The organism is Sphingomonas sp. 28-62-11, assembly GCF_002278865.1.
Classification (GTDB): domain Bacteria; phylum Pseudomonadota; class Alphaproteobacteria; order Sphingomonadales; family Sphingomonadaceae; genus Sphingomonas.
Genome location: NZ_NCGB01000003.1, coordinates 19,279 through 42,092, shown reverse-complemented (window position 1 = coordinate 42,092; position 22,814 = coordinate 19,279). Strand labels below are relative to the sequence as shown.

At 63.3% G+C, this 22,814-nt stretch carries 23 protein-coding genes; 14 read left to right on the top strand and 9 right to left on the bottom strand.

Features of this window, described 5'->3' with window-relative positions; all coding sequences use genetic code 11:
- Nucleotides 1-30 precede the first annotated feature (30 nt).
- From pgeF to lgt, 4 genes are read right to left on the bottom strand one after another with little or no spacing between them, the layout of a single operon-like run.
- A complete protein-coding gene (pgeF, locus tag B7Y49_RS01765) occupies nucleotides 31-798 on the bottom strand; it encodes a polyphenol oxidase family protein (protein WP_374125845.1) in 768 nt (255 codons plus the stop codon).
- A complete protein-coding gene (locus B7Y49_RS01760; RefSeq protein WP_374125844.1) occupies nucleotides 795-1,322 on the bottom strand; it encodes a GNAT family N-acetyltransferase in 528 nt (175 codons plus the stop codon). Before B7Y49_RS01760 ends, pgeF begins: the two co-directional genes overlap by 4 nt.
- Nucleotides 1,319-2,350: a class I SAM-dependent methyltransferase gene (locus tag B7Y49_RS01755; protein ID WP_374125843.1), complete on the bottom strand. Its 1,032-nt coding sequence runs from the start codon at nucleotides 2,348-2,350 to the stop codon at nucleotides 1,319-1,321. Before B7Y49_RS01755 ends, B7Y49_RS01760 begins: the two co-directional genes overlap by 4 nt.
- A 1-nt stretch (nucleotide 2,351) precedes the next feature.
- Nucleotides 2,352-3,224, bottom strand: a complete 873-nt coding sequence (lgt, locus tag B7Y49_RS01750) for a prolipoprotein diacylglyceryl transferase (RefSeq protein WP_374125842.1) — start codon at nucleotides 3,222-3,224, stop codon at nucleotides 2,352-2,354.
- Between the two features lie 66 nt (nucleotides 3,225-3,290).
- Here lgt and B7Y49_RS01745 point away from each other — a divergent pair, with 66 nt between their 5' ends.
- The 4 genes from B7Y49_RS01745 to phbB are packed head-to-tail and all read left to right on the top strand — an operon-like array spanning nucleotide 3,291 to nucleotide 9,079.
- Nucleotides 3,291-5,003, top strand: a complete 1,713-nt coding sequence (locus tag B7Y49_RS01745) for a class I adenylate-forming enzyme family protein (protein ID WP_374125841.1) — start codon at nucleotides 3,291-3,293, stop codon at nucleotides 5,001-5,003.
- A 37-nt stretch (nucleotides 5,004-5,040) separates the two neighbouring features.
- Nucleotides 5,041-7,302 carry a molybdopterin cofactor-binding domain-containing protein gene (locus B7Y49_RS01740; RefSeq protein WP_374125840.1) on the top strand — a complete coding sequence of 754 codons (2,262 nt, stop codon included), beginning with the start codon at nucleotides 5,041-5,043 and terminating at the stop codon, nucleotides 7,300-7,302.
- On the top strand, nucleotides 7,299-8,321 hold the full coding sequence (hemH, locus tag B7Y49_RS01735) for a ferrochelatase (RefSeq protein ID WP_374125839.1): 1,023 nt from the start codon (nucleotides 7,299-7,301) through the stop codon (nucleotides 8,319-8,321). Before B7Y49_RS01740 ends, hemH begins: the two co-directional genes overlap by 4 nt.
- Before the next feature lie 35 nt (nucleotides 8,322-8,356).
- Nucleotides 8,357-9,079, top strand: a complete 723-nt coding sequence (gene phbB, locus B7Y49_RS01730; protein WP_374125838.1) for an acetoacetyl-CoA reductase — start codon at nucleotides 8,357-8,359, stop codon at nucleotides 9,077-9,079.
- A gap of 90 nt (nucleotides 9,080-9,169) precedes the next feature.
- Here phbB and B7Y49_RS01725 read toward each other — a convergent pair whose 3' ends face one another.
- Entirely contained in the window at nucleotides 9,170-9,607 is a 438-nt protein-coding gene (locus B7Y49_RS01725) for a glycine zipper 2TM domain-containing protein (protein WP_374125837.1), read from the bottom strand.
- A 184-nt stretch (nucleotides 9,608-9,791) separates the two neighbouring features.
- On the opposite strand from B7Y49_RS01725, the gene B7Y49_RS01720 reads away from it, so the two are divergent.
- Nucleotides 9,792-10,811: an esterase-like activity of phytase family protein gene (locus tag B7Y49_RS01720; RefSeq protein ID WP_374125836.1), complete on the top strand. Its 1,020-nt coding sequence runs from the start codon at nucleotides 9,792-9,794 to the stop codon at nucleotides 10,809-10,811.
- 9 nt (nucleotides 10,812-10,820) lie between these two features.
- Here B7Y49_RS01720 and rpmB read toward each other — a convergent pair whose 3' ends face one another.
- Nucleotides 10,821-11,120: a bL28 family ribosomal protein gene (rpmB, locus tag B7Y49_RS01715; RefSeq protein WP_374125886.1), complete on the bottom strand. Its 300-nt coding sequence runs from the start codon at nucleotides 11,118-11,120 to the stop codon at nucleotides 10,821-10,823.
- A gap of 166 nt (nucleotides 11,121-11,286) precedes the next feature.
- On the opposite strand from rpmB, the gene B7Y49_RS01710 reads away from it, so the two are divergent.
- From B7Y49_RS01710 to B7Y49_RS01690, 5 genes are all read left to right on the top strand, one after another.
- A complete protein-coding gene (locus B7Y49_RS01710) occupies nucleotides 11,287-11,565 on the top strand; it encodes a hypothetical protein (protein ID WP_374125835.1) in 279 nt (92 codons plus the stop codon).
- A complete protein-coding gene (locus B7Y49_RS01705) occupies nucleotides 11,565-11,759 on the top strand; it encodes a YqaE/Pmp3 family membrane protein (protein ID WP_374125834.1) in 195 nt (64 codons plus the stop codon). The genes B7Y49_RS01710 and B7Y49_RS01705 overlap by 1 nt, the downstream gene beginning before the upstream one ends.
- A gap of 33 nt (nucleotides 11,760-11,792) precedes the next feature.
- Entirely contained in the window at nucleotides 11,793-12,242 is a 450-nt protein-coding gene (locus B7Y49_RS01700; protein WP_374125833.1) for a nucleoside deaminase, read from the top strand.
- An 84-nt stretch (nucleotides 12,243-12,326) separates the two neighbouring features.
- Nucleotides 12,327-13,640 (top strand): hemolysin family protein, encoded by a 1,314-nt coding sequence (locus tag B7Y49_RS01695; protein WP_374125832.1) that lies wholly within the window; start codon nucleotides 12,327-12,329, stop codon nucleotides 13,638-13,640.
- A gap of 84 nt (nucleotides 13,641-13,724) precedes the next feature.
- Nucleotides 13,725-14,231: a nucleotidyltransferase domain-containing protein gene (locus B7Y49_RS01690; RefSeq protein WP_374125831.1), complete on the top strand. Its 507-nt coding sequence runs from the start codon at nucleotides 13,725-13,727 to the stop codon at nucleotides 14,229-14,231.
- 97 nt (nucleotides 14,232-14,328) lie between these two features.
- On the opposite strand, the gene B7Y49_RS01685 is transcribed toward B7Y49_RS01690, so the two are convergent.
- Together B7Y49_RS01685 and purD are read right to left on the bottom strand one after the other, a co-directional pair.
- Complete coding sequence (locus B7Y49_RS01685; RefSeq protein WP_374125830.1) at nucleotides 14,329-14,880, bottom strand: hypothetical protein; 552 nt, start codon at nucleotides 14,878-14,880, stop codon at nucleotides 14,329-14,331.
- 16 nt (nucleotides 14,881-14,896) lie between these two features.
- A complete protein-coding gene (gene purD / locus B7Y49_RS01680) occupies nucleotides 14,897-16,162 on the bottom strand; it encodes a phosphoribosylamine--glycine ligase (RefSeq protein ID WP_374125829.1) in 1,266 nt (421 codons plus the stop codon).
- Between purD and xseA the strand changes: the two genes are divergently transcribed.
- Genes xseA through B7Y49_RS01665 form a run of 3 tightly spaced genes read left to right on the top strand, consistent with a single transcriptional unit; the run spans nucleotide 16,161 to nucleotide 18,797 of the window.
- Nucleotides 16,161-17,549 (top strand): exodeoxyribonuclease VII large subunit, encoded by a 1,389-nt coding sequence (xseA, locus tag B7Y49_RS01675; RefSeq protein ID WP_374125828.1) that lies wholly within the window; start codon nucleotides 16,161-16,163, stop codon nucleotides 17,547-17,549. The genes purD and xseA overlap by 2 nt on opposite strands.
- Nucleotides 17,550-17,592: 43 nt before the next feature.
- Nucleotides 17,593-17,793 carry a DUF2093 domain-containing protein gene (locus B7Y49_RS01670; protein WP_374125827.1) on the top strand — a complete coding sequence of 67 codons (201 nt, stop codon included), beginning with the start codon at nucleotides 17,593-17,595 and terminating at the stop codon, nucleotides 17,791-17,793.
- A gap of 44 nt (nucleotides 17,794-17,837) precedes the next feature.
- Nucleotides 17,838-18,797: a M23 family metallopeptidase gene (locus B7Y49_RS01665; protein WP_374125826.1), complete on the top strand. Its 960-nt coding sequence runs from the start codon at nucleotides 17,838-17,840 to the stop codon at nucleotides 18,795-18,797.
- Between the two features lie 20 nt (nucleotides 18,798-18,817).
- Here B7Y49_RS01665 and B7Y49_RS01660 read toward each other — a convergent pair whose 3' ends face one another.
- The gene (locus B7Y49_RS01660) at nucleotides 18,818-19,327 is read right to left on the bottom strand and encodes a hypothetical protein (protein ID WP_374125825.1); all 510 of its coding nucleotides are present in this window, start codon (nucleotides 19,325-19,327) and stop codon (nucleotides 18,818-18,820) included.
- Nucleotides 19,328-19,566: 239 nt separating this feature from the next.
- On the opposite strand from B7Y49_RS01660, the gene B7Y49_RS01655 reads away from it, so the two are divergent.
- A complete protein-coding gene (locus tag B7Y49_RS01655; RefSeq protein WP_374125824.1) occupies nucleotides 19,567-22,719 on the top strand; it encodes a TonB-dependent receptor domain-containing protein in 3,153 nt (1,050 codons plus the stop codon).
- Nucleotides 22,720-22,814: the final 95 nt, after the last annotated feature.

Sequence of the window (22,814 nt, the reverse complement as noted above, 5' to 3'; positions counted from 1 at the left end):
TCGATACTAACGCCCCAGCGATAGCACGCGTTATCCGTTCAAGCCGATCAGCGAAATTTGCCGGCCGTAATCAGGCTCGCCCAAATGCGTGGCGCGGCGATAGCTGAAGAAACGCGCGGGATCGGCATAGGTGTCCAGCCCCAGCATTTCGACCGTGACAACGCCCGCATGCGCGATCCGGTGGGCGACATAGGCTTCAAGGTCAAATTGCTGGTGGCCCGGCTTGCCGGGGGAGAAGAAGCGCTCGTTCGCGGGGTCATCCTCGCCAAAGCGCGCAGCGAAGCCGTCGTCCACCTCATAGCTGGCGCGTGCGATGCAGGGCCCGATCGCGGCGACGATCCGGTCGCGTTCAGCCCCCAGTGCCAGCATGGCCTCGATCGTCGCGTCGGTAACACCGCCCAATGCGCCCTTCCATCCGGCATGGGCCGCGCCGATGATCCCGGCGGCCGTGTCGGCGAATAGCACCGGCACGCAATCGGCGGTCAGGATGCCGAGCAACAGGCCCGGTCGATCGGTAACGAGCGCATCGGCGCGCGGGCGGGCATCGTCATCGAAGGGAGACGTGACGATCACGGCCTCCGCCGAATGCACCTGATACAAGGTGACGAGCGTACTGCCCGGCAGGACCGAGTCGATCGCGCGGCGTTGATTCTCGATCAGCTCGGGCGTGGGCGGCTGGCCGCGACGCCCCATGTCGAGCGATGCCATCGCCCCGGTCGACACCCCCCCGCGCCGCCCCAGAAAGCCATGCGCGACCCCGTCGAGCGCGCGGGCGCGGATGACCTCGACATCGCTCACAACACCAGCTGCATGATGAGGTCACGGTCGACCTGGGTCCCGGTCGGGAAGGCATAATCGCCGATATGGACGAAATCGTAGCGCGCATAGAATCGCTGGGCGCGGAAATTTTCCTCCCATACCGTCAGCACCAAAGCGGTGGCAGCACGGCGGCGGGCCTCGTCGATCGTCCAGTCCATCAGCGCCTGGGCGATGCCGCGTCCATGCCAGTCGGCGGCGATATAGAGCTGGCTCAGCTGAAGCGCACCGGGCAGCACCGCCGGATCATCGAGCCAGACGGGCGAGAGTTTGACATAACCGATGATGGCATCACCCGCGCAGGCGAGCCGAAAGTGATGCGCTGGATCTGCCAGGCTGCGGATCAGCGCCCCGTCCGGGCCGTACGCCTTGTCGACGTACAGAGCGATATCGCTGGCGGGTGCTGAATGCTCGAACGTTTCGAGCCAGATCTTGCGGGCCATCGCGTCGAGCGCGGGACCGTCGGCCTGAGTCGCGTCGCGATAGATGATGGGGACGGCGTTCATGGGAAACCTGCAGGGTGCGGCCAGCCGGGCGCGGTGATGGCAAGTGCCTTGAACAGCCTGCCCATCTGGTCCGCGGATACCAACCGTTCGCGATCGGCCATCACTCTCTCCCCCAACGCCGCCGCGCGCGCATCGATACCGAGCGCTATCAGCAGCGCGCCCTGTTCGACCGGGCCGAACGTTGATGCACCTGCGGTGATCGCCGCTGCCGCCAGCGTGGCGAAATCGACATGCGCGGTCAGGTCATGTTCGCCGGGATGTTCGAACGGGTTGACGAAGCGCCCACGCTGCATCGCCTGCAGCGTGTCGCCGATCGCGGGGCCTTCATAGCCATAATCGATCGTCAGCATCGCGCCGCCCTGCCGCGCGATCCGCCCGGCCAGATCGCGCATCACCGCCACGCTGGCGGGCGATGTTTCGATGACCGATCCAGGGGCGGCATCGCGCAGTTCGGGCGGCAGGATGTCGCCCGGCACCTGCTTGCCCGCGATCGGCAGGAATAATGTGTCCTGGCACGCGACGAGTCGTTCGTGCCAGCCATCCCCCCCGCGCACCAATTGGCGGATCGGCAGCGCATCGAAAAACTCATTGGCGATGATCAGCAGCGCAGCATCGTCCGGCAATGTCGTCGTATCGTCATGCCAGGTTGCATCGGGCACCCGCGCCGCCTGTGCTGTGCGCAAGGTGGGGCTGGTCTCGACGAAGTGCACTGGCGGCGTCAGCCCGGCCTTGGCCATTACCCGCAGCGCATCGGCCGCCAGCGTGCCGCGACCCGGCCCAAGTTCGACATAAGCAGCAGGCGGTCGACCGCCGCGATCCCAGAGATCGGCGAGCCACGCGCCGATCAGCTCGCCGAACATCTGGCTGATTTCGGGCGCGGTGGTGAAATCGCTGCCCAGCGGATCGCGCGTGGCGTAATAATGCGCGTTGGCGGCGGCCATATACTGCGCGAGCGAGATCGGCCCGGCGAGCGTGACCGCGCGGGCTAGCCGGTCGGGCAGGGTGGCATCCAACACTGGTGCCTCCATCTCAGGCGACGCTTTCGCCCCCGGCGATCGGCTCGACGCGCTCGCGACGACCCTTGGCGGTGGCGATCAGGTAAGCACCGCCCAGGATCATTGGCACGCACAACCATTGGCCCATGTGCAGCCCGGTTGCCGCCGCGAATTCGCGCAGCTGCTCATCGGGTTCGCGGAAAAATTCGACGATGAAACGCGCGATTCCGTAACCGCCGATGAAGATGCCGACGAGCTTGCCCGGTTCGTACCGCATCTTGGTGCGCCAGAAGCAGAACCACAGGACCGCAAACAGCACGATCCCTTCAAGCCCGGCCTCGTAGAGCTGGCTGGGGTGGCGGGCGATGTCATCGCCGGTGCGCGGGAAGATGATCGCCCAGGGCGCATCGCTTGGCATGCCGTAAAGCTCACCATTAACGAAATTGGCGATCCGCCCGAAAAACAGTCCGAATGGCACGGTACAGGCCACATAGTCATGCACGCGCAGCCATTGCAGCCCTTGCGACCGAGCAAACAGGATCAGGCCGATCGAGGTGCCGATCACGCCGCCGTGGAATGACATCCCGCCATCCCACAGCCGAAAGACCTGAAGCGGTGTCAGCAACATCGCCGGCTGATAGAACAGCACATAGCCGATTCGCCCGCCAAGGATGACACCCAGTGTCGCGTAGAATACGACATCGTCGGCATGGCGCCGTGCCATCGGCGATCCCGGTTGCGCGACCAGCTTCAGCAGATACCACCAGCCCGCCATGATCCCCGCGACATAGGATATCGAATACCATTTCAGGCTGAACCAGCCGATCCGAAAGATCGTGTCGTTCAGTCCCAGATCGGTAAACCGGATATGGTCGGTGGCGGCGGCGGCAACAGTTGTCAGGATCAAGGCTTTTCCCCAGGCTGCGAAGCTTCCATAAGGGGGTCTGGCGATAAGACCAAGAGGGAGAGACGAATGCCGAGCGAGCTGGATCGCCGAATTGATCGGGGCATTGCCGCGCTGACCGCGCTTAGCGGCCAGATGCCGGTGGTTCCCGTTGAACTTCAGGGCCGTAGCTATCCGACGATCGCGGTCGCACCACCTGCACTGACCTATTATTTCGCGCATTTCTGCAACGAACATGCCGACAAGACATTTCTCGTCTCGGGTGACGAACGCCTGACTTTTGCCGAGGTCTATGCGCTGGCGCAGCAAGCGGCGCGCGCGCTGATCGACGGATGCGGCGTAAAGCAGGGCGACCGGGTGGGAATCGCGATGCGCAATTCGCCGTCCTGGATTGCGCTTTACATGGGCATCCTGATGGCCGGCGGCATCGCCACGCTGCTCAACGGTTGGTGGCAGACGAGCGAGCTAGCCAATGCGATCACTGATGTTGATTGCAATCTGGTATTTGCCGATGCGCCGCGCGCGCAGCGGCTTGATGAAGCGACGGGCCTCGGCGCGCAGGTAATCGCAATCGATGATCGCCTGCCCTTGGCCGAAGCGCTCGCCCCCTTGTTCGCCAAGGGCGGCAGCGAGACGACGGCGCTGCCCATGCTGCGCGGTGACGATGATGCAACCATCCTGTTCACCAGCGGCTCGACCGGCCAATCGAAAGGCGCGCTTTCGGATCACCGCGCGGTGACGCAGGCGGTGTTCAATTATCTCGCCAGCGCGCTGATGATGCTGGGCATTTCGACCGAGGATGGCAATCCCGTTACCGTCCAGCACGCGACGTTGCTCAACGTGCCGCTATTCCACGTCACTGCCGAAGTGCCGGTGTTCCTGCAAAGCTTTGCGATGGGTCGTAAGCTCGTCCTGATGCCCAAATGGGATGCCGAAGAAGCGATGCGGCTGATCGAACGGGAGAAGGTGACCTATTTCGTCGGCGTGCCGTTGATGAGCTTTGAGATCCTCACGCATCCGAAGCGCCCCAGCTATAACCTGTCGACGGTCACTGATTTTGCGGCGGGCGGCGCGCCTCGCCCGGTCGAGCATGTCCGCCGCCTCAACGAGGAAATGGGCGGCGCTGCCCCCTTGCTTGGCTATGGGTTGACCGAGACGAACGGCGTTGGCTGTGGCAACTTCCGCAGCAATTACCTCGCCAAGCCTAATTCGACCGGCCGCGCCTCGGCGCCGCTAGTCGATCTCGCGATCTTGGACGGTTCGGGCAAGCCGGTGATCCAGGGCTACCTCGGCGAAGTCGCGATCCGGTCGATCTGCAACTTCAAAGGCTATTGGAATCGCCCCGATGCCACCCGCGACGCCTTTACCGCTGATCGCTATTTCCTGACGGGCGATATCGGTTACCTCGACGAGGACGGCTATCTGTTTATCGTCGATCGCAAGAAGGATATCATCATCCGCGGTGGTGAGAATATCTCATGCCAGGAAGTCGAAGCGGCGCTGTACGAGCATCCGCACGTCGCCGAAGCGGCGGTGTTCGGCCTGCCCGACGAGCGGTTTGGCGAGGTGCCGGGTGCTGTCGTCCACATTCGCCCCGGCGAAATCGTCGATGCCGAAACATTGTGCGAATTTCTGGGCGGGCGAATCGCGGCGTTCAAGGTGCCCCGGCGCATCTGGATCACCGAAGGTCCGCTGCCGCGGCTTGGCACCGAAAAGATCGACAAGGTCTCGCTCCGCACTGCCTATCGCGAGATTTATGCCACCGAATCAGCCGCTGCCTGATCTGGCGCCCATCGCTGCACCGCGATAGAGCGGGGCAATGGCGAAGGGTGGTATCAGTGATCGGATCGGTAGCAGGATCGTGCAGGGCGTTAACCGGCGCTCGCTGCTGATCGGCGGCGGCGCTGGCGTCGGCTTGCTCGTCGCCTGGGCGATCTGGCCGCGCCGCTATCTCCCCAATCTTACCGCTGCACCGGGGGAAAAGATCTTCGGGGCCTGGCTGAAAATCGGTGAGGATGGCCATGTATCGGTCGCGGTGCCGCAGGCCGAACATGGCCAGGGCGTCTATACCACGATGCCGCAGATCGTCGCCGATGAGCTCGGCGCGGACTGGCGGCGCGTCGGCCTGGAGCCTGCCCCGCTCAACCCGCTTTATGCCAATGATCTGGGCGCAGGGGAATTGTTCGAAGGCGTTTTCGCCGGCATCCCCGAAGCACTGAAAAAGACCCATGTTGTACGCACCGCGCTGGTGCTGACGGCGGGATCAAGCTCGATCCGCAATTTCGAGGGCGATTTGCGCCAAGCGGGTGCTGCGGCGCGCGTATTGCTGTGCAAAGTCGCGGCGCGGCGCTGGGGGGTCGACTGGCGCGCGTGCGATAGCGCGGCCGGGTTCGTGACGCATGGCAACCGGAAGCTCGGCTTCGGCGCGCTTGCGGCTGAGGCGACGCGGGAATCCGTGCCCAAAGAGCTGCCGTTGCGGCAAGGTAATGTCGCGCGGCTAACCGGCCGATCGCTGCCGCGTCTTGACGTGCCGTCAAAGGTTGACGGGTCCGCCGGGTTTGCGGGCGATGTCCGTCTGCCTGAAATGGTGTTCGCCGCCATTCGCCAGGGCCCGGTCGGTGACAGCCGTTTGACCAAGATTAATCGTACCGCTGCCACCAAGATCAGGGGCGTGATTGAGGTAATTCAGGAGCCGCGCTGGGTTGCGGTGATTGCCAATAATTGGTGGGCCGCGAACCGCGCGCTCGATGCGCTCGTGCCGACATTTGCGACCCGGGGATCGCTGGTGAACAGCGACAGCATTGGTGCTGCCCTGGCGCGCGCGCTTGACGGTCCCGGCCAGCGCATGGCGGCGCAAGGCGATCTGGCGGCTGTGTTCAAGGGCGCGCAGGTGGTGACCGCCGATTATCAGGTGGGTCTGGGCCTCCATGCCGCGCTGGAAACGATGACGGCAACGGCACGGATTGAAAACGGCGTGCTCGAGTTGTGGTTGCCGACTCAGGCGCCGGGATTGGCACGGGCGGCTGCCGCCGCCGCAATCGGGGTGTCGCCGGATTCGGTGATTGTGCACCCCATGCTGATCGGCGGGTCGTTCGGCGCCAATCTGGAACATGACGTCGCCGCCCAGGCCGCCATGATTGCCAAGCGCATCAAGCGCCCGGTGCAGCTTGTCTGGTCCCGGTACGAAGATCTGCTGCACGATCGCTACCGCCCGCCAGCTGCGGCACGGATGACGGCCCGGCTGGGGCCGAACGGCGCAATCATGGGCTGGCTTGCCAAAATTGCCGCACCAAATACCGGGCGCGAACTTGCCGATCGGCTCACCACGAGCGATCCGGCGGTGCGGGCGGCATTGGCGCTGGAGGGGGCCGGCGATCCCTATGCGGTGGCAGGCGCGCTGCCGATTTATCGATTCCCAGCCTATGCAATCGATCACCACCCGGCCGATATCGGCGTGCCGACGGGCCATTGGCGATCGGGTGCGCATAGCTACACCGCGTTCTTCACCGAGTGTTTTCTTGACGAACTTGCCCATGTTGCGGGCACCGAGCCGCTCTCGTTTCGGGTATCCATAACGGCCGAGCCGCGGTTGGTGCGGTGCCTGTCGACAGCGGCGGCGCTGGGTGGCTGGGAAGGCGGGGTGCCCGGCAGCGCCCAGGGCATCGCCTGCCACAGCTTTCGCGGCAGCCATATCGCGGTGCTGGCAGAGGCGCATTTCGAGGACGGTCAACGCCCGGTTGTCGACCGGATTGTTGCAGCGGTGGATTGCGGACGCCAGATTAATCCCGATATCGTTCGGCAACAGATTGAAGGCGGGCTGATTTTCGGCATGGCGGGGGCATTGGGGGGATCAACTGACTTTACCGAAAATGTTGCCGATGCGCGAAGTTTTGCTGATCTGCGCCTGCCGCGCCTCGCCGATATTCCCGACATCACGATCGAAATGATCCGCAGCGAGGCAGAGCCTGGCGGCGTCAGCGAACTGGCGGTGCCGCCAGTCGCGCCAGCGATTGCCAATGCGCTTCAGGCAAGTGCGGGGTTTCGTTTGCGACGCTTGCCGTTTACCGCATCTGCAGCATGATTCCCCCCACTAATCACTTGCCCGCCGATCATCCGCCCGTTGCCCCGCGCAAACTGGGGGTGTTGTTGACGAATTTGGGAACGCCCGACGGGCCCGACACCAAATCGGTGAAACGCTATCTGGCCGAGTTCCTGTCGGACCGGCGCGTGGTGGAGATTCCCCAATTCTTGTGGCAACCGATTCTGCGCGGGATCATCCTCAATACCCGCCCACAGAAATCGGCGGAGGCCTATGCGCAAGTCTGGGGGCCGGACGGATCACCGCTCGCGAGCATCACAAAGGCGCAGAGTGCGGCGCTGCAGGGCGCATTCGGCCCGCACGTGACGGTCGATTGGGCGATGCGCTATGGAAAGCCATCCATCCCTGATCGATTGCAGGCGATGAAGGATGCCGGGTGCGACCGCATTCTGGTCGCGCCGCTTTATCCGCAATATTGCGGCGCGACGACCGCGACCGCTAACGACAAGGCATTCGAGGCACTGGCGGCGATGCGCTGGCAGCCGGCGATGCGCACGCTGCCGCCTTATTATGACGATCCGCTCTATATCGGTGCGCTTCATCGCTCGATTGAGACGGGGTTGGCGGGGCTCGATTTCACGCCCGATGCGCTGGTGGTGAGCTTTCATGGCATGCCGGTGCGTACGCTTGAGCTTGGCGATCCCTATCATTGCCATTGCCAGAAAACCGCGCGTTTACTGGGCGAAGCGCTTGGCCGCCCAGTGATCATCACCTTCCAGTCGCGCTTTGGCCGCGCCAAATGGCTCGAACCTGCGACCGATGACACGCTGGAAGCGTTGCCGGGCAAGGGCATCAAGAAAATCGCGATCATCGCGCCGGGATTTTCGGCGGATTGCCTCGAAACGCTCGAGGAACTGGCGATTCGCGGACGTGAGAGCTTCGAGGAACATGGCGGTACCGATTTTGCCTATATCCCGTGCCTGAACGACAGCGCGGACGGCATCGCCATGTTGCGTATGCTGATCGCGCGCGAACTTGAAGGGTGGCAGGTCTCGCCCTAGGGTCATTCGATAAGAAGGCTGCAGGAGAGAGAGTCATGGCACGCGTTGCAATCGTCACTGGAGGAACACGCGGCATCGGCGAGGCGATCAGCGTCGCCTTGCGCGACAATGGGCACATCGTTGCTGCCAACTACGCCGGCAATGAAGCGCGCGCGCAGGACTTTACCGATCGCACGGGCATTGCGGCCTTCAAGTGGGACGTGGCGGATTATGATGCGTGCCAGGCTGGGTGTGCCGCCGTCGCCGATGCGCTTGGGCCCGTCGATGTGCTGGTCAACAATGCCGGCATTACCCGGGACGGCACGATCATGAAGCTGACCTATCAGGCCTGGAAAGAGGTGATCGACACCAATCTGGGCGGCTGCTTCAACATGGCAAAGGCGGTTTTCCCCGGCATGCGCGATCGCAAATGGGGCCGGATCGTCAATATCGGGTCGATCAACGGCCAGGCCGGGCAATATGGCCAGGTGAACTATGCCGCCGCCAAATCGGGCATTCACGGTTTCACCAAGGCGCTGGCGCAGGAAGGCGCGAAGGCGGGTGTCACCGTAAATGCGATCGCGCCGGGCTATATCGATACCGACATGGTCGCTGCAGTGCCCGCCGATGTGCTGGAAAAGATCGTCGCGAAAATCCCGGTCGGGCGGCTGGGTCAGGCGATGGAAATCGCACGCGGTGTGGCGTTCCTGTGTTCGGAGGATGGCGGGTTCGTCACCGGATCGACGCTCAGCATCAATGGCGGGCAACACATGTACTGACGGCCGCAGGCCCGCGGCGCACAAAATTCGGGGCCCGGCCTCATCAGAGACCGGGCCCCACCCTCGATACGCTACGCGAGGGAAACGGGTTTAGCGGAAGTTGCGGCAGCCATTACGGCCATCACGTTCGATGGCGCGACCGGCCAGAGCACCACCGATACCGCCGATCAAAGCACCAGCGGTACGATCGCCGCGTCCTGCAATCGAGTCGCCAAGCAGACCACCGGCAATCGCGCCGAGCAGCGCGCCGCCCGTGCCGTCGTTGCAGCGACGATTGTTGCGGAAATTCCGGCGATTGTTGAACCGATTGTTATAGCCCTGGTCGTAATAACCCTGGTTGTACCGACCATCGTTGAACCGGCCGTCATTGAAGCGGTTGCCGCGATTATCGTCGCGGAAGCCGTCGCCGCGGAACTGCTGCTGGCGATAATCGCCGCGATAATCTTGGGCAGAAGCCGAACCGACGGGAACAAGGACGCTGGCACTGATGGCGAGAGCGATGCTGGCAAGCGACAATTTCTTCAACATGGTCATTCTCCTTTTCAGCACCCCGGTCGATCAGTGATGGGCGTGCAATCATTCTTCGACCCTGCCCTTATGGAGGTGCCGCATTGACCCAAGTCTGAATGCACCTGTTATCGCCCGTTCATCGGCACCGGCGGCCACGCGATCGCCGCTGCCTTTTGCTTCGCCGGTCGATATGGGTGGGCAAATGCGCCGCTTCCGCTCTCCCCTGATCCTGTCGATCGCCGCGATGCTGCTATTCGTGCCGGGCTGGTCCACGGTGCCGCGACTGCCGTTGCTGGGCACACGCGCGGCATTCACGATCGAGCCGGTGGCGCTTTATCCCACAACGCCAGCGAGACGCCGGATCGGCGCGCTGATCTATGAACGCGGCTATCGACTGCGAAGCCCGGATCCGGCGTTCGGCAGCTTTTCGTCGCTGATCGTCGATGGCGATCGCTTCACCCTGCTGAGCGACGGCGGAAACATCGTGCGCTTTCGGGTCGATTCGAAAGGGCGCGTCGCCGATCGAAAATTCGCCGACTTGCCCGATGGTCCCGGCATCGGCTGGGAAAAGAGCGACCGCGACAGCGAATCGATAACACGCGACCCGACTAGTGGCACGATTTGGGTTGGGTTCGAGAACAGCAACGCGATCTGGGCCTATTCGCCCGATCTGGCGAAATCGCTGCGTCATGTGGCACCACGTGCGATGCGCAAATGGCCGGTCAATGGCGGGGCTGAGGCGATGGTGCGGCTACGCGACGGCAGTTTCATCGTGCTGTCTGAGGATGGCGACTGGCCGGCCACGAAGGGGCGGGCCGTCATCGGTATTCGATTCGACGGGGATCCCACCCGGGCAAGCCGCCGGGGCTTCCGCTTCGGCTATCGCCCGCCCGCCGGCTACAAACCGACCGGCATTGCCGAACTGCCCGATGGCCGGTTGCTGGTGCTCAACCGTCGGTTCCGGGTGACAAGCGGTTTTCGGGTGGTGCTGACGCTTATCGATCCGCGCGCGATTGCGCCGGGAAAGATCGTCGCGGGACGGGTGCTGGCGCGATTCGCGCCGCCTGCCCTGTCGGATAATTATGAAGGGATCGCGGTCGTCCGCGAATCGACCGGACGCACCGCTATCTGGATCGTGTCCGACGATAACCAGTCGTCGCTGCAGCAGAGCCTGCTGCTCAACTTCCGATTAGACGACGCGATGTTCCCACCGCGTCGTTAAATCGCATAATCAGGCAGCGGTAGCTGCCGGGGTCAGCTTCTTGCGGATGTCGCGCTTCAGGCGGCGTGCCTTCAGCGACAGCTGGTCGTCGGCGGTCTTCACCAGCCAATTGTCCAGGCCGCCGACATGCTCCACCGACCGCAGGCCGTTGGTCGACACGCGCAGCTTCACGCTGGTGCCCAGCGCGTCGGAGATCAGCGTCACATTCTGCAGGTTTGGCAGAAAAGTGCGCTTGGTCTTGTTGTTGGCGTGGGATACGTTGTGGCCCACCTGCCGGCCCTTGCCGGTCAGTTCGCAGATACGCGACATTGCTTGAATTCCTGAATTCTGGTTGCCCGGAAAGAGGGCGCGGATAGCCAGTTCGAACGTTACAGTCAACCGTTGGGGTGAATTGAATCTTGATTTACCATGAAACCAACCGGGGACATGCGGCGTTATTACGCAAACGATCTGATCATCTGAAGGAAGATATATGATGCGCGCACTCCTCATTCTCGTCGGGCTTGCCGCCCTTGTCGTTGTAGGCGCCTGGTCGCTTGGCCTGGTCAGCATTGATCAGAGCAAGGTGGCGCAGGCCCCGGCGCTCAAACTCGAAGGTGGTCAGGTCCCCGAATTCACGATGAATATGGCGAAGATCGAATTCGGTACCGAAAACAAGTCGATCGAAGTGCCCACGGTTGGCACGACGACGCAGACGATCGCGGTGCCCACTGTATCGGTTGAAAAGCCTGCTAACGCGCAGGACGCCAAATAATGCAGCCTGCCCGCCTGGATCGCGCCGAGCCGGCGACGATCCTGGCGGCGGCATTGTTGCCGCCGCTGGGGGTGTTTCGTGCCTTTGGGCCGGGGCGTGACTTTGCGATTGCCTGTGGGATGACGCTGGCTGGGTATCTGCCCGGGATGGCGTTCGCGCTGATCCGGGTGCTTGGACCGCGGCAACGAGCCTAGCAAAATCCTGCATGATCGGCGCATAAGTGGGGGATGTTCCCCTTGCCCGATCCGATGCGCGCGGCGCTGGCAGCGGCGCGCGATGCCGCTGCAGCGGGAGAAGTGCCCGTCGGCGCCGTCATCGTCCAGGGCGGCCAGATCATCGCAACCGCTGCCAATGCCCCGCGCGCGCTGCATGATCCGACCGCTCACGCGGAAATCCTAGCGATTCGTGCGGCAGCGGCTGCGCTCGGCCGTGATCGGCTCGATGGGTGCGAGCTGTGGGTAACGCTCGAGCCCTGTGCGATGTGCGCCGGCGCAATCAGCCATGCGCGGATCGACCGGCTCTATTATGGGGCCGATGATGCCAAGGGCGGCGCGGTTGCCCATGGCCCGCGCTTTTTCACGCAGCCAACCTGCCACCACCGCCCTGAAATCTATCCCGGCATCGGTGAGGGGGAAGCGGCGGCGCTGCTCCGCGCCTTCTTCGCCGAGCGTCGATAAGCATAACCCAGGCTGGCGCTGCGCCTAATTCATCCCGCTCTGTTGTGCGCGGCGCCGATGTGCGGCAAAGAGCATCGCAGCGCCATGGCACCGCTTCCCCCCTTTCCCTGGATCGACGTCGCGATCATCGCGGCCCTTGTTGTCCTGAACGGCGTCTTTGCGATGTCCGAACTGGCGATCGTCTCGTCGCGTCGCGCGCGGCTGGAGGCGATGGCGCGCGCGCAGGTGCGCGGGGCCCGTGCGGCATTGCTGCTCGCATCGGACCCGGGCAAATTCCTGTCGACGGTGCAGATCGGCATCACGCTCATTGGGATCATCGCTGGTGCCTATTCGGGTGCGAGCCTGGGTGCACCGGTGGGCGCCCGGCTGGCCGCGCTCGGCATGAGCCAGCCGCTCGCCTTGTCGGTGGGCTTTGCGATTGTCATCGGGCTGACGACTTATGCATCGCTGGTGATCGGGGAACTGGTGCCAAAGCAGTTCGCGTTGCGCGCGCCAGAGGCGATTGCGGTGGTGATGGCCGTGCCGATGCAGTGGCTGGCGGTGGCGACCGCGCCCGTCGTGTGGCTGCTCGATTCGACCAGTGCGGGGTTGTTCTGGCTGTTGCGCGTGCAGCGCGAATCGCAGGATCATGTGACGGCGGAGGAGCTGCATATGATCGTCGCCGAAGCCTCCAAATCGGGCGTGATCGAGGAGCATGAGCGATCGATCATCTCCGGCGTCGTCCGCCTCGCCGATCGCCCCGCGCGCGAGGTGATGACGCCGCGTACCGATATCGAGTGGCTCGATGTCGATCTTGATGAGGCCGGGATTCGCCACGCGCTGATGACGGCCACCCATACCCGGCTGCCGGTGGTTGAGGGGTCGGTCGATGCCGTGATCGGCGTGGTGCAGGCGCGCGATATCGTCGCGGCCGTGTTCGCGGGCGAGCCGCTCAACTTGCGCAACCTGATGCGCAAGGCACCCGTCGTGCTCGATCAGCTCGATGCGATGGATGTGCTGAATGCACTGCGCCGCGCTGAGGTGCCGATGGCGCTGCTCCACGACGAATATGGCCATTTCGAAGGCATTGTGACGCCGGCTGATCTGCTGTCAGCGATTGCGGGCGAATTCGCGTCTGATGCCGATCCCGATGATGAACCGAGCGTCGTGGTGCGCGATGATGGCACGCTGCTCGTCGCGGGGCAGATGGCGGTTGATGCGCTGGCCGACCGGATCGGCATCGATCTGCCCGAAGACCGCGATTACGCCACCGTTGCGGGGCTTGCGCTGGCGGTGTTCCGCCATTTGCCCGGTGAGGGCGAAAGCTTCGTCGAACAGGGTTGGAAATTCGAAGTCGTCGACCTCGACGGTCGCCGGATCGACAAGCTGCTGGTGAGCGCCGTGGTGCGCGGGGATTAGGGTTTGAAGCGATAAGGGCGAAGGTCAGTGTTACGGTGATCTGACGGTCGGCCTTTTAGCGAATGGGTTGTTGACTTGCCGACGATGCAGCTTGCAACGGTCTCAGCCCTATGTCGCGCTTTTGAAGCGGCCGGCCTCGATTACTGGATCGACGGCGGCTGGGGCGTGGATGCGCTGCTCGGTCGACAAACGCGTCCTCATTCCGATTTGGATCTCACCGTTCATTTCGCTGATCTGAAGGGTTTTCAGCAAACGCTTACGGCGCTGGGGTATCAGCCTATCGTTCAGCCGGACGGACGGGATTGGAATCCTGTGTTTCTTCATCCAATCGACGGGTCGGTCGATCTCCATGGCTTTGTTCTGAATGATGTTGGGGAAGGTGTCCTTGGTGCCCCAAGCGAGAATTCATTTTATCCTGCCGGTGCGCTCAATGGCGTTGGCACATTGGACACCTTACAGGTCCGCTGCATTGCCGCGCCATTTGTACTGGCTTTCCGAAATGGCTTTGAACCGCGCGCTGTCGATCATCATGATGTTGCCGCTCTGTGCGCGCATTTTGGCCTGATGTGTCCTAGCCGCTTTCTGCCTTAGGGGACGAGCAGCGCCGCCAAGATCGCGGTCAGGGCAAATTTGCGGGCGGCACGCTTACAATCGGCACAATGTTGAGGCCAGGCGAGCCGAATTCGGTTTAACTCCCCAGCTTCCCGAACGCCGCTTCGAAACTGGCGACATCGCCCGCCGCCAGCAGCTTCGCCTGTTCGATCCAGCGGTCGCGTGAGATCCGGCCTGCGAAACTGCCCATCTGCGCGTCGATATCGGCAATCTGGCCGGGTGAAAGTGCTGCGAGCTGATCGACGCTGGTGATCCCAAGCTCGCCGAGCCGCGCGGCGGCTTTTGGGCCAAGTCCCTTAAGGAGGGTTAGCGGTTGGCTGCTGCCGCTATCGGCAGGCAGGGGCGCTGCTGCTACAACAGGGGCGTCAACCAAAGGCTTGACCAACGGTGGCGACACTGCCTCCGCCTCGTCCAAAACCTCTGCGCCAGGCGCGGCTTCCGGTGCATGCCCGGCGAGCACGGCGTGTTTTTCGGCATCGGCAACTTCGTGCGCCTTTGCCCGTCGCTGCATCGTGCCCCACCAGATCAACGCCAGTGCATACACCGCGCCCATTACAATCAGGATCATCGCAAGGGTGGTCATGGCACCCGAATTTGCCGATGCGGCAGCGCTTAACAGGGTCGTCATAGGGTCACTCCGTCCTTCAGCCGGGCTCGCGCGCAATCTCACGCCAGCCGATATCACGCCTGCAAAAGCCATCGGGAAAATCGATCGCATCGATCGCCCGATAGGCGAGCGTCTGCGCCGCCTGCACGCTTTCGCCCCGCGCCGTTACCGCGAGCACGCGCCCGCCGCTCGCCACCAGCGTCTCACCCAGGGCTTTGGTTCCGGCCTGAAACACGCGCGCGCCTAAAGCTTCGGCGGCGTTTATCCCGCCAATCGTGCCACCGCTCACGGGCGTACCGGGATAGCCGCGCGCCGCCATCACCACTGTCAACGCGACATCGTCTGAAAACACGGGCGCCGGACAATCGGCGAGCGTTCCGCGCGCGGTGGCGAGCATGATCGGCAGCAGATCGCTGTCCAGCCGCATCATCAGCACCTGGCATTCGGGATCGCCGAAGCGGGCATTATATTCGATCAGCTTGGGGCCGTCAGCCGTGAGCATCAGCCCGGCATAAAGCACCCCCGAAAAAGGCATCCCCGCCGCCGCCATCGCGCGCACCGTCGGCGCGATGATCTCATCGATGGCGCGCTGCTCGAGCGCGGGGTTTAGCACGCGCGCCGGGCTATACGCGCCCATGCCGCCGGTATTGGGGCCGGTATCGCCGTCCCCGACGCGTTTATGGTCCTGCGCGGAGCCGAAGGGGATGATCGCGGTGCCGTCCGTCAGCACAAACAGGCTCGCCTCTTCGCCCTCCAGAAACTCCTCGATCACCGCGTCGCCACCGGTTTTGCCGAACATGCCGTCGAGCGCGCCTTCGGCCTCCTCCCGCGTTGTGGCGATCGTCACGCCCTTACCCGCCGCCAGCCCATCGGCCTTGATCACCACCGGCAGCCCGAAATCGCCCAAAGCCGCGAGCGCCCCGTCGCGCGAGGTGACGCGGGCATAGCGCGCGGTGGGGATTTTCGCGCGCTTGCACAGATCCTTGGTGAAGCCCTTCGATCCTTCGAGCTGCGCCGCCTTGGCATCAGGCCCGAAAACCGCGATCTTCATCGTCCGCAGATTATCCGCCAGCCCGTCAACCAGTGGTGCTTCGGGGCCGATCACGACGAGCTCGATCGAGTTGCGCAGACAGAAATCGATGATCCCGCGATGGTCACTCGGGTCGATCGCGGCGATCGTAGCATGTTGGGCTATGCCGGGATTGCCGGGTGCGGCATAGAGCGTCGTCAGGGCCGGTGACTGCGCCAGCTTCCATGCCAGCGCATGCTCGCGGCCGCCCGATCCGATCAGCAGGACGTTCATGTCAGTCAGTTTCCCCGATGAAGGCCCAGATACTGTAGGATCGCGGCTGGTAGCCGAGACGATCCCCGGCGACAATGCAGCGCCGCTCAGCGTTGGCGAGCTTTCGATGAAACTCAAGCGCTTCGTTGAGGGCGAGTTCGGCCATGTCCGGCTGCGCGGGGAAATATCGGGTTATAAGCGCGCGGTTTCGGGCCATGTCTATCTCGCACTGAAGGATGAAAGCGCGGTGATCGACGGGGTGATCTGGAAAGGCGCGGCGAGCGCGCTGCCTTTTACCCCGCAGGACGGGATCGAAGTGATCGCAACCGGCAAGCTCACCACCTATCCCGGCCGCTCCAAATACCAGATCGTGATCGATCGGATGGAGCTGGCCGGCGAAGGCGCGTTGATGGCGCTGCTGGAGAAGCTGAAGGCCAAGCTGGCGGGCGAGGGGCTGTTCGATCCGTCGCGCAAAAAAGCCCTGCCGTTCCTGCCGCGTACGATTGGCGTCGTCACCTCGCCGACCGGCGCGGTGATCCGCGATATCCTCCACCGACTGGCGGATCGTTTCCCCAGTCATGTGATCGTCTGGCCAGTGGCAGTGCAGGGCGAAGGTGCTGCGGTGCAGATTGCGCGCGCGGTACGCGGCTTCGACGCGATCGCGCCCGGCGGCCCGGTGTCGCGCCCCGATCTCGTTATCGTCGCGCGGGGCGGCGGCTCGATCGAGGATCTCTGGGCCTTCAACGAGGAAGCCGTGGTGCGCGCGATCGCCGATTGCTCGATCCCGGTCATTTCGGCGGTGGGGCATGAAACCGATACCAGCCTCTCCGATTTCGCCGCTGATCTGCGCGCGCCGACGCCGACTGCCGCCGCTGAGATCGCGGTGCCGGTCCGCGCTGATCTGATCGCGACCGTGGCGAGCTATGCCCAGCGCGCCGAACGCTGTGTGCGACGCTATCAGGAGCGCGCGCGCGAACGGCTCGACGCGATGACGCGACTGATGCCGCGGCGCGATGCGCTGCTCGGCCCGCAGCGGCAAAAAGCGGATGACCTGGGCGCAAAGCTCGATCGCGCGCTGGAGGCGCGGGTCGTGCGCGGGCGCACCCAGCTTGACCGGGTCGGCGCGGTACTGCGCCCGGCGATGCTCGAACGGCAGCTGGCCAGCGCGCGCGATCGGCTGGGGCGGACAGTGCAACTGCTTGAGGCGGTGAACCCCAGCGGCTTGTTGAAGCGCGGCTATGTGCTGGTCGAGGCACGTGGCGGCGGAGTCGTTACCAGTGCGGCGCAGGCGCGCGGGGCGGGCGCGCTCACCCTCCATTTTGGGGATGGCAGCGTCGATGCGCGGGTTGAGCGGTCGGGCGCAAAGGCCTATGAAAAGCCCAAGACCGATCAGCCCAGCCTGCTATAGTGTTGGCGAAACGGCGCACCGGATGCGCCCAGGAAAGCATGCCATGTTGATGTCGAATACCGATCGCCCGGCCCGGCTCCATTATATGGCGAACAGCTTTCGTGTGCTCGCGCCGGGGGATCACGTTGCCTGTGCTGTAACGGGAGAGCGGATCGGCCTTGATGCGCTGCGTTACTGGAGCGTGGCGTTGCAACAGCCTTATGCCAGCGCCGCCGTCGCGATGGCGGCCATGTCCCCCGAATGACGCACCGGGGGGGGCAGTCGCCGGGGGGCACAACAGATAAGCGCATGAAGCGCGGTCGCCGCTGGTTGGCGGGCATCGCGATCCTGGTTCTGCAGGGCAGCTGCATTGCCCCGGCAGCGGAGCGGCCCGGCCAGTCCGCTCCTGTGGTCCGCGCGCCGGTGACGGTCATGACTCAGTCGTCGCCCAAGCCGGACACGCCGTCACCATCATCATCGACCCAGCGATTGCTCACCCAAACCGGCTTTCGCCTGAGCGGGCCGATCATTCAGGGTGGTGCCGTGATTGGCAAAGCACCGGCCGGCACCACATTTCTCAGCTTCAACGGGGCGCCCTTGACGCTGGCTGCCGATGGCCGCTTCCTGATCGCCTTTGATCGGGATGCCCCGCCAACGGCAAGCCTGTCGGCAACGCTCGAGGATGGGCGGGTCGTGACTGAGGCATTGTCGGTCGCTCGGCGGTCCTGGAACATCGAACGGCTCGATAGCTTGCCGCGCTTTGCCCAGCCGACCGAGGAGTTTAACCGGCTGCGCCCGGCCGAGCTCGATCAGATCAACGCTGCCAGGCGGATCAGCGTCATCTCGGCGGGCTGGCAGCAACCCTTTCTATGGCCCGTGGTCGGGCGCTTGTCGGGGATGTTCGGCTCCCAGCGGATCTACAAAAATGGCGAGGCCGGCAGCTATCATTCGGGCACCGATATTGCCCAGCCGGCCGGCACAACGGTGATGGCGCCTGCCGATGGCGTGGTGATCCTGGCCGCCGATCATCCCTTCACCTTGGAGGGCAATCTGCTGATGATCGATCACGGCATGGGGCTGAACAGCGCGTTTCTGCACCTGTCGCGGATCGATGTGCGGGTGGGCGAAACGGTGAAGCGCGGCCAGCCGATCGGCGCGGTCGGCATGTCAGGCCGCGCGACCGGCCCGCATCTCCACTGGAGCGTGAAATGGCGCGACAGCCGCATCGATCCGCTATTGCTGGCAGGGCCGATGCCGGTGGTGCGATAGCGATGCGTGCATCGACCTGATCAGATGATCCGGCGCACCTTGATCGCCGGGACCTTATTGACCCGCAGGAAATAGCTGCCCAGCGCGCCGCGGCTGACGATGACGGTATCGCCGGGTTTTGGATCGCGGAACATCGGCTTGTCGTCCACTTGTTGCCAGATCGATCCATCTTCCAGCGTCACGCGCCAGCCACCGGGGCCTTGGCGCGCGGCTGCGATCTTGCTGTCGATCTGGTCTATCGTGTCATCATTGTCCGCGCCTGCCAGCAAATCGATCCGCGGCAGGGAGAGTCCGAACAGGGTGCGCCGCGCTTTGCGCACCTGTTCCTTCTCGACGATGACGAGTTCGTTGCGCTGCTCGGCCTGATCGATCGAGGCGACCTCGCGGTCATAACAGGCAAGCCGCGCTGCAGGATCGGCCATCGCCTTGCACGCGACGAGCCGTTCGAGCTGCGGCGCCCGAACCGGATCCTTCGCATCGGCGGGCGATGCCAGGATCACCAAAACCCCTAATGGCCAATAGCTGCGCATTGCACCTCTTTCGCGGTTGCTCGCCCCCAACTGCCCTGAGAGGGTCTCGTAGTGTTACAAAATGTTGCAATTGGGCAACATCAGACACAAAAACAGTCATGAACTAGCAATGATCCTAAGTTCCCGTTTGCGCTTTGTCCACGATGGGAGTGAATCTGCACCATAGCCCTGCGGGGTCAAAACGTGCTGCCGTAGGTCGCGAGATGCGCGACGGGGCAGCCAAATGGGAGGGAACAACCATGCGCAAATCGGCTCGCATCAACCAATTCAAATCCGGCGCGGCGATCGGTGTTCTCGGCATCGCTCTGCTCGCGACGCCTGCATTCGCTCAGACGGCGGACGCGCAAACGCTCCCGGCGAGCACGGAAGCGCCCGCAACCAACACCGACATCGTCGTCACCGGTTCGCGCATTCCAACGCCCAATCTTCAGTCGGTTTCGCCGATCACGGTGGTTTCGTCGCAGGACATCAAACTGCAGGGCACGACCCGTATCGAAGACCTGCTGAACACACTGCCATCGGTCTATGCCAGCCAGGCATCGACACTGTCGAACGGCGCTGACGGCACGGCGAGCATCGATCTTCGCGGTCTGGGCACGTCGCGCACACTGACGCTGGTGAACGGCCGCCGCCTGCTCCCGGGTGACCCCGGGCCATCGGCCGGTTCGGCAGCCGATATCAACATCATCCCCGCCTCGCTCGTCAAACGCGTCGAAGTGCTGACCGGCGGTGCATCGTCGACCTATGGTGCCGATGCCGTTGCCGGCGTCGTCAACTTCATCATGGACACTGATTTTTCGGGCGTCCGCTTCGATGGTCAGTACAGCTTTTACCAGCATGGCAATGGCGACAAGTTCCTCACGCCGCTGCTGTTGAACCGTCAGGCGGCCGGCCTTCAGGGCTTTGATTTCCCGACCGGCAGCGTCACCGATGGTGACCAGTTCGATGGCACGATCTCGATCGGTGCTGGCTTTGATGACGGCCGCGGCCATGTCACTGCCTATGCCGGCTACCGCAAGATCAACGCTGTGCTGCAGGCCAATCGCGATTACAGTGCCTGCGTGCTGCAGAATACCGGTGGCGGCGCGCCACGTTGCGGCGGTTCGGCAACGTCGGATAATGGCAACGCGATCGTGTTCGACAATTTTGGCGGCGCAGCAGCCACGTCGACGATCTACACCTTCGGCCCCGGCGGCGCGTTCAACAACTCGACCTCGCTGTTCAACTTTGCACCGACCAACTATTATCAGCGCCCTGACGAGCGCTACACGGCCGGCCTGTTCGCGAATTACGAGATCAACGAATCGATTAAGCCCTATCTCGAATTCATGTTTATGGACGATCGCACGGTCGCTCAGATCGCGCCGTCGGGTAACTTCGGCAACACGCTGACGATCAACTCCGACAATCCGTTGATTTCGGCGCAGCAGCGCTCGGTGATCTTTGGCTCGGAAAACCTGATCAACGGTTTCCTCGGCAGTTTCCCGCTCGCCCAGGGCGCGCCGTACAATCCGAACCCTGCCGCGCCCCCGGTCAATTTCATCGACCCAACCACAGGCGCTGCCTATAACCGGGCGTTCTTCCAGCTGCTGCGCCGCAACGTTGAAGGTGGTCCGCGTCGCAGCGATCTGCAGCATACCAACTTCCGCACCGTCATCGGTTCGAAGGGCGATCTGGGCGATGCCTGGTCCTATGATGCGTTCTTCCAATATGGCCGGACCAACTACACCCAGGTTTACTCGAACGAATTCTCGGTTGCTCGCCTCGGTCGCGCGCTTGACGTGGTTGCTGGCCCCGGCGGCACGCCGATTTGCCGCTCGGTCCGTGACGGGACTGATCCGAACTGCGTTCCCTACAATGTGTTTGCCGGTCGTGGTGCGGCCAGTGCCGCAGCGGTTGCGTATCTTTCCGCGACTGGATTCCAGAAGGGCCAAACATCGGAACAGGTTGCCAACGTCTCCTTCACCGGTCAGCTCGACAAGTATGGCGTCAAGCTGCCTTGGGCGAATGACGGCGTCGCGGTGAACCTTGGCTTTGAATATCGCAGGGAATCGCTTGAACTGCAGACCGATAACGCCTTCCAGACCGGTGATCTGACCGGCCAGGGCGGCGCGACGTTGCCGCTGTCGGGCAGCTTCAACGTCTATGAGTTCTTCGGTGAAGCGGCGATCCCGATCGTCCAGGACGATTTCATCAAGGATCTGTCGTTCACGACCGGCTATCGTCGTTCGGATTACAGCACGAGCGCCAATCGGAGCTATGGTACTGACACCTACAAGTTCGGTCTGAACTTTGCGCCGATCAACGATATCCGCTTCCGCGGTTCGTATAACCGCGCTGTTCGTGCACCGAACATCCAGGAGCTGTTCTCGACCAACACCGTCGGGCTCGACGGCAGCAATGATCCGTGCGCGGGCATCACCATCACGGCAAATGACTTTGGTTGCCGTGCCCAGGGTCTGGCGATCGGCCAGCGTACGGCGGCCAACCCGGCTGGCCAGTATAACGGTCTGCTCGGCGGCAACACCAACCTGCTGCCCGAAATCTCGACCACCAAGAGCGTGGGCGTGATCCTCCAGCCGCGCTTCCTGAGCCGCCTGGCGCTGACGGTCGATTATTTCGACATCAAGATCGACAACGCCATTCGCAGCTTCGGCGCCGACTCGATCCTGGCGGACTGCGTCGCCAATTCGACGGCATCGGCCGCCGCGGCATCTTGCGCGCTGGTTCGTCGTGACACAGCAGGGTCGATCTGGCTCACGCCGAACGGCTTCGTCATCGATACGCCGAACAATGTCGGCCAAGTGCAGACCAAGGGCATCGAAATCGTCGGCACCTACAGCCAGCCGATCGGTTCGCTGGGCAAGCTGAACCTCAGCTTCAACGGCACCTATCTTGACTCGTACCGGGTGAATAATGGCCTTACCCAGCCCTATGACTGCGCTGGTCTTTACGGGCCAACCTGCAGTGGCGGCGGCACGACGCAGACGGGTGCACCGCTGCCACGCTGGCGGCACAAGGCACGGCTGACCTGGGATGCCCCAATGGGCCTCGGTTTCTCGGTTCAGTGGCGCCATATCGGCCCGGTAACGGCCGAAACTGTCAGCGGTCAGCAGTCGCTGTCGGGCACGTTCAACTTCAATCCCGGCCTGCGCCTCAGCCCTTATGATTACTTCGATCTGGCGGCGACCTACCAGGTGGCAACGCATTATACGTTCCGCGTTGGCGTCAACAATGTGGTCGATATCCAGCCGCCCTATGTCACCTCGGGCAATGGTGGCCGGTCGGGTTCGAACCTGTGTCCATCAGGCCCCTGCAACGGCAACACCTATCCAGCGACCTATGACGCGCTGGGCCGGTATATCTATATGGGCCTGACCCTCGACTTCTAAGTCGACGGTTTGTTTCCAGAACTGAAATGACGGGCGGCGGGCTATTTGGTCCGCCGCCCATTTTCATGGCGGTAAGGCCCGGTCATGGCCTGAGT

Coding starts and splice junctions, on each gene's coding strand:
- B7Y49_RS01670 (WP_374125827.1), top strand. CDS start 17,593: ATGTTGATGTCGAATACCGATCGCCCGGCCCGGCTCCATTATATGGCG.
- purD (WP_374125829.1), bottom strand. CDS start 16,162: ATGAACGTCCTGCTGATCGGATCGGGCGGCCGCGAGCATGCGCTGGCA.
- phbB (WP_374125838.1), top strand. CDS start 8,357: ATGGCACGCGTTGCAATCGTCACTGGAGGAACACGCGGCATCGGCGAG.
- xseA (WP_374125828.1), top strand. CDS start 16,161: ATGTCAGTCAGTTTCCCCGATGAAGGCCCAGATACTGTAGGATCGCGG.
- B7Y49_RS01690 (WP_374125831.1), top strand. CDS start 13,725: ATGCAGCTTGCAACGGTCTCAGCCCTATGTCGCGCTTTTGAAGCGGCC.
- B7Y49_RS01710 (WP_374125835.1), top strand. CDS start 11,287: ATGCGCGCACTCCTCATTCTCGTCGGGCTTGCCGCCCTTGTCGTTGTA.
- B7Y49_RS01745 (WP_374125841.1), top strand. CDS start 3,291: ATGCCGAGCGAGCTGGATCGCCGAATTGATCGGGGCATTGCCGCGCTG.
- B7Y49_RS01695 (WP_374125832.1), top strand. CDS start 12,327: ATGGCACCGCTTCCCCCCTTTCCCTGGATCGACGTCGCGATCATCGCG.
- B7Y49_RS01685 (WP_374125830.1), bottom strand. CDS start 14,880: ATGACGACCCTGTTAAGCGCTGCCGCATCGGCAAATTCGGGTGCCATG.
- B7Y49_RS01755 (WP_374125843.1), bottom strand. CDS start 2,350: ATGGAGGCACCAGTGTTGGATGCCACCCTGCCCGACCGGCTAGCCCGC.
- B7Y49_RS01720 (WP_374125836.1), top strand. CDS start 9,792: ATGCGCCGCTTCCGCTCTCCCCTGATCCTGTCGATCGCCGCGATGCTG.
- B7Y49_RS01665 (WP_374125826.1), top strand. CDS start 17,838: ATGAAGCGCGGTCGCCGCTGGTTGGCGGGCATCGCGATCCTGGTTCTG.
- B7Y49_RS01725 (WP_374125837.1), bottom strand. CDS start 9,607: ATGTTGAAGAAATTGTCGCTTGCCAGCATCGCTCTCGCCATCAGTGCC.
- hemH (WP_374125839.1), top strand. CDS start 7,299: ATGATTCCCCCCACTAATCACTTGCCCGCCGATCATCCGCCCGTTGCC.
- B7Y49_RS01705 (WP_374125834.1), top strand. CDS start 11,565: ATGCAGCCTGCCCGCCTGGATCGCGCCGAGCCGGCGACGATCCTGGCG.
- B7Y49_RS01740 (WP_374125840.1), top strand. CDS start 5,041: ATGGCGAAGGGTGGTATCAGTGATCGGATCGGTAGCAGGATCGTGCAG.
- B7Y49_RS01660 (WP_374125825.1), bottom strand. CDS start 19,327: ATGCGCAGCTATTGGCCATTAGGGGTTTTGGTGATCCTGGCATCGCCC.
- B7Y49_RS01700 (WP_374125833.1), top strand. CDS start 11,793: ATGTTCCCCTTGCCCGATCCGATGCGCGCGGCGCTGGCAGCGGCGCGC.
- B7Y49_RS01760 (WP_374125844.1), bottom strand. CDS start 1,322: ATGAACGCCGTCCCCATCATCTATCGCGACGCGACTCAGGCCGACGGT.
- B7Y49_RS01655 (WP_374125824.1), top strand. CDS start 19,567: ATGCGCAAATCGGCTCGCATCAACCAATTCAAATCCGGCGCGGCGATC.
- rpmB (WP_374125886.1), bottom strand. CDS start 11,120: ATGTCGCGTATCTGCGAACTGACCGGCAAGGGCCGGCAGGTGGGCCAC.